The organism is Pseudomonas sp. SAR267, assembly GCF_052077595.1.
Classification (GTDB): Bacteria; Pseudomonadota; Gammaproteobacteria; order Pseudomonadales; family Pseudomonadaceae; genus Aquipseudomonas; species Aquipseudomonas vlassakiae.
This window is the reverse complement of record NZ_JBQIHU010000001.1, coordinates 5,377,424-5,390,926: the sequence shown is the minus strand read 5'-3', so window position 1 is coordinate 5,390,926 and position 13,503 is coordinate 5,377,424. Positions and strand designations below refer to the sequence as shown.

Genomic DNA, 13,503 nt, shown 5'->3' with positions numbered 1-13,503 from the left:
CGCGGCGGCAGTATCGCATAAACCATAGGTTTGCATTATTAGCCTTTAAGGTCCATTGGCATTTAATTCTATAGGTCATCCTATTGACCTTTAAGGCCTCGTGTACGTACAGTGTTGGCATCATTCGCACTGTCACACGGGTATCAGGCATGAGCACCGTACTGAGCAAAACAGCCAGCATTGGCATCATAGGGGCAGGCACGATGGGTGCGGGCATCGTCGCCGTGGCCTTGCGAGCCGGGCATGCCGTGTACCTGCACGACACGCGCCAGCAAGCGCTGACCCAGGGCGCCGAGAGCGTCACCGCCTCGCTGGATCGATGGGTCAAGCGCGGGCACCTGACTGCCCGGCAACGGGACGAATGCCTGGCCCGGCTGACCCTGGCAGCCGAGTTGAGCGAACTCTCGGCGTGCGCACTGGTGGTGGAAGCCATCATCGAAAACCTGGAAATCAAACAACAACTGTTCAGCGCCCTCGAAGCAGTGGTCGGCGAGCACACCATCCTCGCCAGCAACACCTCCTCCATTTCGATCACGGCGATCGCGGCAACCTTGCAAAGGCCGCAGCGCATGGTCGGCATGCATTTCTTCAACCCGGCAACGGTGCTGCCGCTGGTCGAGGTGGTCAAAGGCGAAGCCACCTGCGCAACCGTGGTAGCCCAGGTCAGTGAACTGGCCACCCTGTGGGGCAAATGCCCAGTCGAGTGCAAGTCAACGCCAGGCTTCATCGTCAACCGCGTGGCCCGCCCGTTCTACGGCGAAGCCCTGCTGGGCCTGGAAGACCAGGTGGCGCCTGTTGCGGTAATCGATGCCGCATTGCGCGATGCAGGCGGGTTTCGCATGGGGCCGCTGGAGCTGATGGACCTGATCGGCCACGACACCAATTTTGCGGTGACGCGAAGCATTTACGACGCTTTCTTCCAAGACCCTCGCTACCGCCCTTCGCTCACCCAGAAAGCACTGGTGGACGCAGGGTGGTTGGGCCGCAAGACCGGCCGCGGCTTCTACCGCTACGACCCGGGTTCGACGCCCGATGGCATCACCTATGAAGCCGCTTGCCCGCAACCGACGCTGGTCCAGCAATTTGGCGATTTTCCTGGGGCGCAGACCGTTCGGCACTTGGCCGAGGAACGTGGCTGCCATATCGAAAGGCACAACGGCGACGGCTACCTGATGGTCGACGGCGTGCAGCTACGCCCTTGCCTCGGGCTGACAGCCATCGCGCTGGCGACCGCCCAGGAACTGGACCAGGTCGTGCTGTTCGACGCCTCCACCCACCTTGAAGCAGCCTCCCTGGTCGTGCTTAGCGGCGCCGACACCTGCAGGCGCGCCTCCCTGGATAGCGTGGTTGGCTTTTTCCAGGCGCTGGGCAAGCAGGTGGTCATCATCGACGACGTGGCGGGCATGCTCGTGACACGCACGCTGTGCATGCTTGCCAACGAAGCGGCGCAGGCCGTCAGCCAAGGCATCGCAACCGCGCAGGCGGTCGACCTTGCCATGCTCAAGGGGGTCAACTACCCGGTGGGCCCGCTGGCCTGGGCCGACGCATTCGGCAACCACAACGTGGTCACCGTGCTGGACAACCTGGCCCGCGCCTGCCCCGATGGCCGCTACCGCGCCAATGCGCTGCTGCGCCGCAAGGCACTGACCAACACGCCCTGGAACCACGCTGAATAGAGCCCCAACATGCCTTCGACAAACCCCGTTCACCAGCAGATTCACACAGATGGCTACGCCATCATCACCCTCGACCGGCCAGAGCGGCGCAACGCCCTGAACCTGGAAATCAAACAGCTGCTGGCCGAGGCCGTAGAGGCACTGGCAGGCGACCCGCGCGTGCACGCCCTGGTCATCACCGGTGCAGGTGGCTATTTCGTCGCCGGCACAGATATCGCCGAGATGCGCGACATGACCCCCACTCAACACACGGCCCTGCAAACCGGACGCCTGTTCGAAGTCGTCGACCGCTGCGAAAAGCCGGTGATCGCCGCGGTCGAGGGCTACGCCCTGGGTGGCGGCTGTGAGTTGGCCCTGGCCTGCGACATCATCATTGCCTCGCGCACGGCGCGCCTCGGCCAACCGGAAATCAACGTTGGCATCATGCCAGGGGCAGGCGGCACCCAGCGCCTGCTGCGCACCATTGGCAAGTACCGCACGGCGTTGCTCACCCTCACAGGTGAACCCCTCAGCGCTGAACAGGCCTTCAATGCCGGCATGCTTTCCGAAGTGTGTGACGAAGGCGCTGCACTGCAGCGCGCATGTGCCATCGCCGCGCGTATCGCCGCTCAGCCGCCCTTGGCCGTGCGGGCGATCAAGGCACTGCTGGCCACCGGTGAAGACGCCCCCCTGCATAGCATGTTGAAGCTTGAAAGAAGCGCCTTCGTGCAACTGTTCGACAGCGAAGACCAGAAAGAAGGCATGACTGCCTTCCTGGAAAAGCGCAAGCCAACGTATCGCGGGCACTGATGCCTGCTGCGGCAGGGCGAAACCCACCTACAAGGACCATTGAACATGCCGACCATCGTCAATCTCGGGCCCATTCCCGACATGCTGGAGCGCCGCCTGCGAGCGCGCTTCGAGGTGTGCCCCATCGCGCAGGCCGAAGCGCCCGAGCAGATCGAAGTGGCCGTGACCACCAGCATGGTCGGTGCCAGTGCTCAGCAGATGGCCCTGTTGCCGCGTTTGCAACTGATTCTGTGCAACGGTGCCGGCCTGGACCGCATCGACTTGGCTGAAGCGGCAGCACGGCACATCGAGGTGTTCAATACCGCCGACGCGGTTACCACAGACACCGCTGATTACGCCGTGGCTTTGCTGTATGCAGCCAAGCGCAGGGTTACCCAGGCGGATCGCTTCGTCCGGGCCGGCCAGTGGGGCAAGGAAGCCTTCACACCCACCCGCCGCGTCAGCGGCAGCAAAGTCGGCATTGTGGGGTTGGGCAAGATAGGCACGCTGGTGGCCCAGCGCATGCAGGGGCTGGGGCTTGAGGTGGGCTACCACACGCCCAGGCCAAAACCGGCAGGCGGGCTTGCCTATTTCGATCACATCGAGCAACTGGCGGCCTGGTGTGATGTGCTGGTGCTGTGCTGCCCCGCAACCCCCGCCACCGACCGGCTGGTCGGTAGCCAGGTGCTGCAGGCGCTAGGCAGCGCCGGCACGCTGATCAATATCTCGCGAGGCTCCGTGGTCGCGGAAGATGACCTGATCCAGGCGTTGAGCCAAGGCATCATCGCAGCCGCGGCGCTGGATGTGTTCGCCGGCGAACCGGCACTCGACAGCCGCCTCGCTACCCTGCCCAACGTCATTCTCTCCCCGCATGCAGCTGCCATTACCGTTGAAACCAGGGCCGAGATGGCAGCGCTGCTGTACCAGCGCGCTGCCGCTCACTTCCGGGCCGGGCTCACGGGTTGATGTAGCTGGTTTTCACCTGGGTGAAGAACTCGGCCGCATAACGGCCTTGCTCCCTGGGCCCGTAGCTGGAGCCTTTGCGCCCGCCAAAGGGCGCATGGGGGTCGACCCCTGCGGTCGGCGCGTTGACCATGACCATGCCGGCTTGCAGCGCGCGCTTGAACCGCGCAGCCTGCTTGAGGGAGGTCGTGCACACCCCGGCCGACAAGCCATAAGGCGTTTCATTGGCCACGGCCAACGCCTGCTCGGCATCCGCCACCCGGATCACCGCCGCCACCGGGCCGAAAATCTCTTCCTGGCAGATACGCATGGCCGGCGAAGCGCCAACGAACAACGCGGGCGTCAGGTAGAAGCCGGGCTTGCCCTCGACCTCTGCAATGGCCTGGCCGCCGTACACCAGCTCAGCGCCTTCGCGCTGGCCCAGCTGGATATAGTCGACGTCCTGGGCGAGTTGCGCGGCATCCACCACCGGGCCAATCCGGGTTGCCGGGTTGCGCGCATCGCCCACCTGCAAGCCTGGCAGCTTCGCCAGCATCGCCGCCACAAAGCGGTCATGGACCTTGTCGGTCACGATCAGCCGTGACGATGCCGTGCAGCGTTGCCCGGTCGCGTGATACGCGCCGTCGAGGGCGCAGGCCACGGCCACCTCGATATCGGCATCATCCAGCACCACCAGTGGGTTCTTGCCGCCCATCTCCAGCTGGAAGCGCGCCATGCCACCTGGGCGGGCGACTGCTGCTTGCGCCACCTTGCGGCCAGTACCCTCCGAACCGGTAAAGCTGATGGCCGCCAACCTGGGGTCGTTCAGCAGCACATTACCGATCTCGCGGCTGCTGCCCATCACCAGGTTGAAGGCGCCGGCCGGCAGCCCAGCGCGGCTGATGATTTCAGCGAGCACCCAGGCACAACCAGGCACCAGTTCAGCGGGTTTGAACACCACGGTATTGCCGTAGGCCAAGGCTGGGGCGATCTTCCAGGCCGGAATCGCCAGCGGGAAATTCCACGGGGTGATCACCGTCACCACGCCTATTGGTTCACGGGTAATCTCCACCGTCATACCCGGGCGGGTGGAAGCCAGCAGCTCGCCTGGCAGGCGCAGGCACTCACCGGCAAAGAACTTGAAGATCTGCCCCGCACGCAGCACCTCGCCGCGGGCATCGGGCAAGGCCTTGCCCTCCTCCCGTGCCAGCAAGTCTGCCAACTCGTCACGGCGGGCCAGAATTTCGCTGCCGATGCTGTCGAGTGCATCGCTGCGCTGTTGTGGCCCCCATGCTGCCCACTGCGCCAGCGCCTGGCTGGCGGCGGCAAACGCCGCTTGTGCCTGGGCTTCGCTGGCGCGTGCGTAGTGCCCAATGATATCTCGGGTATCAGAGGGGTTGATGTTGGTCGAGACCGCCTGGCCCTCGACCCATTTTCCGTCGATGAAATTGCAATACATCGCTTTGGGCTACTCCCACATCCTAAAGACCGGCAGCGCTCACCCCGCGCGGCGCTGCCACTGGCACATCAGCCCCGTTCGCGGGCGCGCGCGAGGTTGTCCTTCAGTAACGACGGCACACGCTCGTCGAACCCCAGGGCCACACGGCGAACTTCCGGGCTGTCGGTGGGTTGATGGCCGACACCCAGCGCACTGGCGCGCGGTGCGTCGATGGCAATGACCTGCCCACGAATGCGGCCGATGCCGGTCACCTCGCACTCCACCACGTCGCCCGCGTCGATACTGCGCGAGTGGCACGGCGTGCCCATGAGAATGACGTCGCCCGCCTCCAGGGTGATATGCCGCGCCAGGTCGGCGATCACGTAATGCGGGCCCCAGATGGTTTCGTCACCGATGTGGGCCTGCTGGACCACCTGGCCGTTGACGTAGGTGCGCAGCGTCTGCTCGAACAGGTTCACCCCGCGCACGATGCCCGGGCCGATCGGCAGCAGCGTGTCGGCGCCTTTGACGCGCAGCATGCTGCCCTGGTCGGTGTCGCGGAAATCCTGCAGGCCCATGTCCAGCGCCGGGCAGAAACCTTCGATGTAGGCCCAGGCTTCATCGGGGGTGACGTTACGGCAGTTGCGCCCGATCACCACGGCGTACTCGCCCTCGTAGTTCAGGTACTGGCAGTCTGCGGGTTTGTGGATCTGCCCCTCATGCCCATTGAGCGACGTGCGCGGCTTGACGAAATACGTCGGGGTTTCGGTGGGCTTGGCCTTGTTGCGCGTTTCGAAACTCCGCGAGCTGTAGCTGATGTGCACAGCGATGATCTTGCCGGGGTTGACCGGCGGCAGGTAGGCCTGGCCTTCGGCAGCGATCACCCGACCATCGTCCAGGCGCAATTGCCCGGCCGCGTCACCTTCCTCGATCAGCGTGCCCCAGCACGCGGTGCCGCCCAACAACACCCGGCGTCGCTCGACACGGGGGCCACGCATGACTTCAGGCAAGGCCTGGAGTGGAAACTCGAAATCCATTTTTTCTAACCTCTTGAAATGTTCAGCGCTTGCCAGTGCGCACGAAAGCGACGACCACCAACCCGGCCATCAGCACGAAGCCGGCAATGATGTACATGGCGCTGGCGGTAGTACCGGTATTGGTCTTGACCCAGCCCACCAGGTACGGGCTGAAGAACCCTGCCAGGTTGCCGATGGAGTTGATCAGGGCGATCCCGGCAGCGGCAGCCACGCCGCCCAACATGCCCGTGGGCATGGACCAGAAGATCGGCGCCATGCTCTGCAAGCCCATGCTGGCCAGGGTCAGGGCGAACATCGCGGCCATGGTGTTGTGCTGGAACACCACCGCCAGGGCCAAGCCCAATGCCCCGGTGCTGGCAGCCGCGCAATAGTGCCAACGGCGCTCGGCGGTACGGTCGCTGTGGCGGCCGACCAGGATCATCGCAACCACGCCGAAGGCGTAGGGGATCGCCGACAACAAGCTGATGTGGGTGGTGCTTTCAACCCCGGTTGCCTTGATGATCGAAGGCAGCCAGAACCCAAACCCGTACTGCCCCATGGAGCTCCCGAAATAGACCAGCGCGAACATCCACACCAACGGGTGGCGTAGCACTGCCCCCAGTGACAGCTCGGTCTTCACCTTGCTTTCGCTGTCGATGCGCGCCTGCAGCAAGGTCTTCTGTTCGTCGGTCAACCACTTGGCGCTGCTGATACGATCGTCCAGGTAGAACAGCACCGCTACCCCCACGATCAGCGACGGTATCGACTCGACCACGAACAGCCACTGCCAGCCGGCCATACCGTAGCTGCCATCGAGCGAATCCATGATCCAGCCCGAGAACAGCCCGCCAAGCAGACCCGCCAGCGGTATCGCCGACATGAACAGCGCCATGATCCGGCTGCGGCGGTTAACCGGGTACCAGTAGGTGAGGTAAAGCACGATGCCGGGGAAGAACCCTGCTTCCGCGGCGCCCAACAGAAAGCGCAGTATGTAGAACGCGGTCTGATCATGGACCAACGCCATCGCACCGGTGAGCAACGCCCAACTGATCATGATGCGCGCGATCCAGCGGCGGGCGCCCACGCGGTGCATGATCAGGTTGCTCGGCAGCTCGAACAGGAAGTAGGCGAGAAAGAACACGCCTGCACCCAGGCCGTACACTGCCTCGCTGAACTGCAAGTCGTCCATCATCTGCAGCTTGGCGAAACTGACATTGATTCGGTCAAGGAACGCGATGACCAGGCACAGGCACAAGAAAGGAATCAGCCGCCGCGTCACCTGGGAATAGGTGGCTTCTTCAATGTCCAGCGCGGCCAGCGGTAGCGGGCCGGTAACGGCATTACCGTTCATGGGTTTGCCTCATCTTATTATTGTAGGGGTGGTTGGAAATCGGTCAGACGTCGAACCAGACGTGGATGTTGCCGGTACCGCGGGCGTTCTCGTATTCCGACAGCGCAGTACCCTTGCCCTGGAACTTGTCGCCACCCAATGCACCCAGCATCTGCAGGTAATGGGCACCGAACGCTTCCCACGGCTGGCGCCGGTAGTCCTCATCCCAGCGCGCCAGAATCTGGTCATGGCGCCCTTCGGCCATCAAGGCGATAGCGCCTTTGTCACTCTCCATGGCCGCCGCGGAAGACACGTTGCTTTCATGGAAAATGCGCGGGTTGTTGGGCTTCCAGTCGATGCCGTTGAACTTGTGGCTCAGCGCACCTGATGCCAGCAGCACCACGCGCAGGTCACTGCGCCGGATGGCCTCGCCCACCGCCTCGCCCGACTGCAGGAACTGCGGCCATTCGCAGTTCTGACAGGAGCTGACGGTGACCACGGGAATGTCCAGGGTTTCCAGGTGCAGCAGCTTGATGACGTTGATCGTCGCGTACTGGCGCTCCAGGTCTGGGTGGGCGATTGCCCGGTTGTAACCCCCCTGCTCGCGGGACACCTGCTCGATGGCTTGCGCCAGCGACGGGTAACCACGGTAGGCATAGGGCACCCCATGCAGGTACCACGGCATTTCATCTGAGGTGTAGCGCCCTTCATAGCGCGCACTGGCATCGACCAGGTGATAACCGGTGGTGAACCAGTGGCTGTCGAAGATCACTACCACATCGGGTTTGAGCGCCTGGATTTTTTCGCGTACACGCGCAAACCCGGCAATCAGGTCAGAGTCCTCCCCGGCGCCCATGGCGCGGCGGAACTCTTCACATTGCATCAGGCCCGGGTGGTGCGACACAATCGCCGCGCCGACTATTTGTCCCATTTTTTGTTTTCCTTGTTATCGCTGGCTGAAACTGGCGCGGAACGGCTTTTGCGGCACCACCACGTCTTTCACGTCGCAGAAGAACTCGAAGCTCCAGTCGCCCCCCTCGCGGCCGATGCCGCTGCGCTTGATGCCGCCAAACGGTGCGGCAAGGTCGCGGATACCGAAGCTGTTGACCCAGATGAAGCCGGTGCGCACCTGCTGCGCGACGGCCGTGGCGTGTACGGTTTCGCCATAGCACACCCCGCCGAGGCCGAAGTCCGTGCCGTTGGCCATGGCAACGGCTTGCGCGTCGTTGCTGAAGGTCTGCAGGGTCAGGACAGGACCGAACACCTCGTTCTGGACGATCTCGTCGGCCTGCTCGACGTTGCCGACCAGGGTCGGCTGCAGGTACTGGGCACCGTAGCTGTGCTTGTCACCGCCCCAGAGCACCTGCGCCCCGCTACTGACCGCACGCTCGATAAAGCCCTGGATACGCTCGACCTGGCGCGGGTGAATGACCGGCCCCACCTCGGTCGCCGGATCACGAGGGTCGCCCACCACCAGGTTTTCCACGTAACCACGCATGGCGGCGACGAAACGCTCGGCAACACGCTCATGCACCAGCAGCCGGGTACCCGCCAGGCAGACCTGCCCGGCATTGCGATACATCAGCGCTGCGGTGGCAGCAGCGTTATCCAGGTCGGCATCCTCGAGCACGATGAATGCGCTTTTGCCACCCAGTTCCAGGCTGCAGGGCACCAGGTTGGCAGCGGCAGCGCCGGCAATGACCTTGGCAGTGGGCACGCTGCCGGTGAACGAAATGCGCGCGATCCGCGGGTCGCTGACCAGCTTGGCCCCGGTTTTCGCCCCGGTCCCTTGCACGATATTGAGCACCCCGGCCGGCAAACCGGCGGCATGGGCGGCGTCAGCCAGCAACGAGCTGGTCAGGGGTGCCCACTCCGGCGGCTTGACGATGCAGGTGTTACCGGCTGCCAGCGCCGGCCCCAGCTTCCAGGTGGCCAGCATCAACGGCGAGTTCCACGGCGTGATGATCACGGCCACGCCGGCGGGGTCATGGTGGATGTGGTGGGTCGCCTGCTCAGTTTCCAGGCAGCGATCCTGCAGGGTGAGCGCGTGCTCGGCAAACCAGCTGATGTTCAGTTTGGCGCGGTTGATCACACCATGGCGCATGCGCGACAGCAGCACGCCGGCGTCGGTGCTTTCCAGCAGGCAAAAGGCGTCGGCGCGCTTGCCGATCTCTTCCGAAAAGCGGTCGAGGTACACCTTGCGCTGCGCCGCGCTGAGTGCACTCCACGACGTGAAGGCACGCTCGGCGGCCACGATCGCGGCCTCCACATGCTCCGCCTCGCCCTCGGCGATATGGCCCAGCACCTGCTGGTCGATGGGGCTGAAAAGCTCAAAGGTGGTCGCCGAGGCGATCCGCTGGCCGTCGATATAGTGGTCCGGGGAAACCTGTACACCGGCCACGTCAATAAGGGCAGATGGCATCGATAACTCCATTTTGTCGTTGTTGAAGGTCATCAAGCGCCTGGGGCTCAATAACCGGAGGAAGCAGGTGCGGCCTCGGAGGCGGGTGCCCGGACGCGCCCCAATAGCGTGCGTGCCGATTGCGCCAGCAGCGTGGCATCCACCCCTACGGCGACGAAGCGTGCGCCGCGCGCCGTGTAGCGCTGTGCCAAGGCAAGGTCGGTACTCAGTACGCCGGCCGCTTTTCCTGCAGCGTTCACCACGTCGATCGCCTGCTCGATGGCGGCGACCACCTCAGGGTGCCCCGGCTGCCCGATCAAGCCCATCGAAGCGCTCAGGTCGGCAGGCCCGAAGAACACGCCGTGCACCCCCTCTACCGCGGCGATCTGCTGCACGTTGGCCAACGCCTCTATGGTTTCCACCTGAACCAGCAAGCACACCCGCTCGTTCGCCTGGGTCAGGTACTGCGCATCGGCGCCCCACCGTGACGAACGGGCAAGGCCGCAGCCCACACCCCGCACGCCCTGCGGCGGGTAGCGCATGGCCCGCACCAGGTCGCGCGCTTGTTCGGCGTTTTCGACCATGGGCACCATCAGCGTCAGGGCACCGGTTTCCAGCACTTGCTTGATCAGGGCCGCATCCCCGTGCGGCAGGCGCACCACGGGGTGCCCGGGATAGGCTGCAAGGCTTTGCAGGGTCGCCAGAATCGTGCGCAGATCGTTAGGGCCATGCTCACCATCAATCAACAGCCAGTCGAACCCCGCGGTAGCGCAGACTTCAGCGCTGTAGGCATCGGCCAGGGCCAGCCACAACCCGACTTGCGCAGTGCCGAGGGCCAGCGCTTCGCGGAAGGAACGGGCGGTCATACGAACCTCAGCGAGATCGAACCGAGCGGGCCGTAGTCCGCATGGAAAGTGTCGCCAGGCGCACATGCGACCGGGCGCGTGAACGAGCCACCCAGGATGATCTGCCCGCTTTCAAGGCCTTCGCCATGCAGGGCAAAACGGTTGGCCAGCCACGCCACGCCATTGCCGGGGTGGTTGAGCACCGCCGCCCCCAGCCCCGACTCTTCGATGACCCCGTTCTTGAACAGCAACGCACCAGCCCAGCGCCAGTCCACCTGGTCGGGCCGCATCGGCCGGCCACCCAGGATGATCCCGGCGTTGGCTGCGTTGTCGGCGATGGTGTCGCGCACCTGGCGGGGCACCTTGCTATCGCGGTCGAACTGCTCGATTCGCGCATCGATCAGTTCAAGGGCAGGCATCACATAGTCAGTGGCGTTGAGCACATCGAGCAAGGTCACGTCAGGGCCACGCAGGGGGCGCGCAAGGATGAACGCCAGCTCGACCTCCAGGCGGGGCACGATGAACCGCGACGCCTGCACTTCAGAGCCGTCGGCCAACAGCATGTCATCGAGCAAGGTGCCGTAGTCGGGCTCGGTGATCTGTGCCGAGATCTGCATGGCCCGTGAAGTGAGGCCGATCTTGTGGCCAATGACCTTGCGCCCCTGGGCAAGCTGCAGCGCTATCCATTCGCGTTGAATGGCATAACTGTCGTGGATCGTCATATCAGGGAAGCGTTGGGAAAACTGCCGCACCTGTTGGCGCGAAACCTGCGCTTCGTGGAGTTCGGCAGCCAACGCCCGATGAGTTGATCGCTCAAGCACTGTGGGTGTCCCCCGGCCATGAGTGGCCTGTTGTCGTTGTGGATTGAGGGGATTCTTACGGATTGACTTAGCAATAAAAAGCAATGAAAGTTGCTGTTAAATCAACCTGGGCTTGATAATCATGGCTTTCTTGCGTTTCACCCTGCGCCAACTGGAAACCTTCGTCTGCGTGGCAGAACTGCGCAGCTTCGCCGGCGCCGCAGAGCGCCTGGGCATGACGCCGCAGGCCGTAAGCCAGCTCATCGCTGAGCTGGAAAAGGTGCTGTCGTTCCGCCTGTTCGATCGCTCCACCCGCAAGGTCAGCCTCTCTGCGGCAGGCAGTGACTTTTTTGCCTCGGTGCAAACCACCATGCGCCACGCGCGCGCCTGTGAAAGTACCGCTTCCGATGTGCGCAACCGGGCTGCGGGCGTGGTCCGGATCGGTGCGCCCCTGGTGCTGGCCAGTCGCGCGCTACCTGCTGCGATAAAGGCCTATGGCCTGACCCACCCCAAGGTCGTGGTGCGCATCCGCGACCTGCCGGTGGAGATGCTGGCCGATGCCGTCGCGGCAGGTGATGTGGACTTGGCGCTGGGCCCGGATCGCCCGGTTGGCACGGATGTTCGTCGCCAGGCCATGTTCGAGAGCCGCTGGGTGTTGTTCTGCTCGCCGGACCATGCGCTGGCCAGCAGGGCCAGGGTCACCTGGCACGATCTGCATGATATTCACCTGGTGGCGTCGGGCCGGGACCACGAACGCAGCGTACTGCCCATGCACGCTAACGCACCGGAGGCGCTGCGCATCAGCCCGGTAGAAATCGTGGACAACATCACCACGGCGCTGGGCATGGCCGAACAGGGGCTGGCAGCCACACTCGCCCCTGCCTATGTGGGTTGCCTGGCCAGGCACTACGGGCTCAAGACCTGCAACGTCGAGGACCCGGAGACCTTGCGTTCGGTGTGCCTGTATCAATCCACCGTGCGCAACCTTTCGCCCGCTGCCGACGGCTTCGCCGAATTCCTAGGCCTGTGGCTGAAAGAATGGGCCAGCCAGCTCTAAACCTGGGCGGGTACGCCGTGCTGCACCGCGTGGTGCCCCCGCAACAGCCACAACACCGCCCCAGCGGCTACCAGAATGCCAGGGGTTGCAGCCATCAGCACGGTGGCTGCGCCGCTGCCAGCGGCCAACATCTGCCCAGCCAGCAAAGGCCCGCTCATGGAGCCCAGCCGGCCGACCGCCACGGCAGCGCCTACGCCGGTGCCGCGAATGGCGGTTGGGTAGAACCGGGGCACTAGGGCGTACAGCACCAACTGCCCACCAATGGAGAAAAAGCCTGCGGTGAAACCTGCGACCAGCATGCCGGTGAGGTGCCCGGAAAGGCCTAGCCCGGCGAGCGCCACGAGAATGCCGCAGTACATCAGCACCACCAGCATCGCCACATTCCACCGGTCGAGCAGCCGCCCGAGCATCAGCGCACCCAACGTCCCGCCCACGTTCAGCACGATCTGCACGGTGGCTGCGTCGACCCGGCTGAAGCCCAGCCCCCTCAGCAGTGTGGGCAGCCAGTTCTGCAGGATGAACAGCACCATCAGCGTGAAAAAGAAGCCGACCCACAACAGCAGCGTAGGTGTGGCGGTGTCGCGCTGGAACAGGCCACGCCAATCGGCCTGCTGCCGCGCGCCGGCTGCTCGTTGCGCGCTGAATGCACGCGACTCAGGTAGCCACCGGTAGAGCAGCGGCATGATCAGCAATGGCCCGACACCGCCCACGATGAAGACTGTTTTCCAGCTCTCCTCGGTGCCGGTCAGGCCGATGCCGGCCGCCAGGGCGCCGCCCAGCGGCATGCCGCAGTACATCAGGCTGACGGCCGTGCCATGCAGGCGCTGTTCAACCGCTTCGGAGCACAATGCAATCAGGTTGGGCATGGCTGCGCCCAGCCCCAACCCGGTCAGGAACCTGGCGCTCAGCAGGGCCTCATAGTTCCAGGCAAGGGCAGTAGCCAGCGAGAACAGGCCGAACAGGCTCACTGCGGCCATCAGCACCCGCTTGCGGCCAACCCTGTCCGCTAGCCAGCCGCCCACCAGCGCGCCAGGTAGAAGCCCGATGATGCTTGCGCTGAACACCAGGCCCAGCGCACTTGAAGAAAGGCCGAAATGGGCCGCCAGTGACGGGCCGGCGATACCGGCAGATTGAATGTCCATGCCTTCGAGCAGCGCGACTATGAAACACAGCCCGATGGTCAACATGGAGGAGCGCGCAGTGCATGTCGTCGTGCTCATGGTGTCACCT

General features: G+C 64.2%; 12 protein-coding genes. 4 read left to right on the top strand and 8 right to left on the bottom strand.

All coding sequences use genetic code 11. From position 1 onward, the window contains the following. The first annotated feature begins 149 nt into the window (after window positions 1–149). The 3 genes from ACTORR_RS25410 to ACTORR_RS25400 are packed head-to-tail and all read left to right on the top strand — an operon-like array spanning window position 150 to window position 3,410. Window positions 150–1,676 carry a 3-hydroxyacyl-CoA dehydrogenase gene (locus ACTORR_RS25410; protein ID WP_441344013.1) on the top strand — a complete coding sequence of 509 codons (1,527 nt, stop codon included), beginning with the start codon at window positions 150–152 and terminating at the stop codon, window positions 1,674–1,676. A 9-nt stretch (window positions 1,677–1,685) separates the two neighbouring features. Further along, a complete protein-coding gene (locus ACTORR_RS25405) occupies window positions 1,686–2,465 on the top strand; it encodes an enoyl-CoA hydratase-related protein (protein WP_313364877.1) in 780 nt (259 codons plus the stop codon). 45 nt (window positions 2,466–2,510) lie between these two features. Further along, a complete protein-coding gene (locus ACTORR_RS25400) occupies window positions 2,511–3,410 on the top strand; it encodes a 2-hydroxyacid dehydrogenase (protein ID WP_441344012.1) in 900 nt (299 codons plus the stop codon). On the opposite strand, the gene ACTORR_RS25395 is transcribed toward ACTORR_RS25400, so the two are convergent. The 7 genes from ACTORR_RS25395 to hpaH all read right to left on the bottom strand — a co-directional run bounded on the left by ACTORR_RS25395 (window position 3,400) and on the right by hpaH (window position 11,237). Then, a complete protein-coding gene (locus ACTORR_RS25395) occupies window positions 3,400–4,845 on the bottom strand; it encodes an aldehyde dehydrogenase family protein (RefSeq protein ID WP_313364875.1) in 1,446 nt (481 codons plus the stop codon). The two genes, ACTORR_RS25400 and ACTORR_RS25395, sit on opposite strands and share 11 nt — an antisense overlap. 68 nt (window positions 4,846–4,913) lie before the next feature. After that, complete coding sequence (locus ACTORR_RS25390; RefSeq protein WP_313364874.1) at window positions 4,914–5,861, bottom strand: fumarylacetoacetate hydrolase family protein; 948 nt, start codon at window positions 5,859–5,861, stop codon at window positions 4,914–4,916. 22 nt (window positions 5,862–5,883) lie between these two features. Further along, entirely contained in the window at window positions 5,884–7,191 is a 1,308-nt protein-coding gene (locus ACTORR_RS25385; protein ID WP_313364873.1) for an MFS transporter, read from the bottom strand. A 43-nt stretch (window positions 7,192–7,234) separates the two neighbouring features. Next, entirely contained in the window at window positions 7,235–8,101 is an 867-nt protein-coding gene (locus ACTORR_RS25380) for a hypothetical protein (protein WP_313364872.1), read from the bottom strand. 15 nt (window positions 8,102–8,116) lie between these two features. Then, window positions 8,117–9,592 carry an aldehyde dehydrogenase family protein gene (locus ACTORR_RS25375; RefSeq protein WP_313364871.1) on the bottom strand — a complete coding sequence of 492 codons (1,476 nt, stop codon included), beginning with the start codon at window positions 9,590–9,592 and terminating at the stop codon, window positions 8,117–8,119. Window positions 9,593–9,639: 47 nt separating this feature from the next. Continuing rightward, a complete protein-coding gene (locus tag ACTORR_RS25370; protein WP_313364870.1) occupies window positions 9,640–10,437 on the bottom strand; it encodes an aldolase/citrate lyase family protein in 798 nt (265 codons plus the stop codon). Next, a complete protein-coding gene (gene hpaH / locus ACTORR_RS25365) occupies window positions 10,434–11,237 on the bottom strand; it encodes a 2-oxo-hept-4-ene-1,7-dioate hydratase (RefSeq protein WP_054911584.1) in 804 nt (267 codons plus the stop codon). Before hpaH ends, ACTORR_RS25370 begins: the two co-directional genes overlap by 4 nt. 121 nt (window positions 11,238–11,358) lie before the next feature. Between hpaH and ACTORR_RS25360 the strand changes: the two genes are divergently transcribed. After that, on the top strand, window positions 11,359–12,273 hold the full coding sequence (locus ACTORR_RS25360) for a LysR family transcriptional regulator (RefSeq protein WP_313364869.1): 915 nt from the start codon (window positions 11,359–11,361) through the stop codon (window positions 12,271–12,273). Here the strand turns inward: ACTORR_RS25360 and mhpT are convergent. Further along, complete coding sequence (gene mhpT, locus ACTORR_RS25355; RefSeq protein WP_313364868.1) at window positions 12,270–13,493, bottom strand: 3-(3-hydroxy-phenyl)propionate transporter MhpT; 1,224 nt, start codon at window positions 13,491–13,493, stop codon at window positions 12,270–12,272. The two genes, ACTORR_RS25360 and mhpT, sit on opposite strands and share 4 nt — an antisense overlap. Window positions 13,494–13,503 lie beyond the last annotated feature (10 nt).

Bases quoted from the DNA above. Each gene is read 5' to 3' on its own strand.
- ACTORR_RS25410 (WP_441344013.1), top strand. From the start codon at position 150: ATGAGCACCGTACTGAGCAAAACAGCCAGCATTGGCATCATAGGGGCA.
- ACTORR_RS25405 (WP_313364877.1), top strand. From the start codon at position 1,686: ATGCCTTCGACAAACCCCGTTCACCAGCAGATTCACACAGATGGCTAC.
- ACTORR_RS25400 (WP_441344012.1), top strand. From the start codon at position 2,511: ATGCCGACCATCGTCAATCTCGGGCCCATTCCCGACATGCTGGAGCGC.
- ACTORR_RS25395 (WP_313364875.1), bottom strand. From the start codon at position 4,845: ATGTATTGCAATTTCATCGACGGAAAATGGGTCGAGGGCCAGGCGGTC.
- ACTORR_RS25390 (WP_313364874.1), bottom strand. From the start codon at position 5,861: ATGGATTTCGAGTTTCCACTCCAGGCCTTGCCTGAAGTCATGCGTGGC.
- ACTORR_RS25385 (WP_313364873.1), bottom strand. From the start codon at position 7,191: ATGAACGGTAATGCCGTTACCGGCCCGCTACCGCTGGCCGCGCTGGAC.
- ACTORR_RS25380 (WP_313364872.1), bottom strand. From the start codon at position 8,101: ATGGGACAAATAGTCGGCGCGGCGATTGTGTCGCACCACCCGGGCCTG.
- ACTORR_RS25375 (WP_313364871.1), bottom strand. From the start codon at position 9,592: ATGCCATCTGCCCTTATTGACGTGGCCGGTGTACAGGTTTCCCCGGAC.
- ACTORR_RS25370 (WP_313364870.1), bottom strand. From the start codon at position 10,437: ATGACCGCCCGTTCCTTCCGCGAAGCGCTGGCCCTCGGCACTGCGCAA.
- ACTORR_RS25360 (WP_313364869.1), top strand. From the start codon at position 11,359: ATGGCTTTCTTGCGTTTCACCCTGCGCCAACTGGAAACCTTCGTCTGC.
- mhpT (WP_313364868.1), bottom strand. From the start codon at position 13,493: ATGAGCACGACGACATGCACTGCGCGCTCCTCCATGTTGACCATCGGG.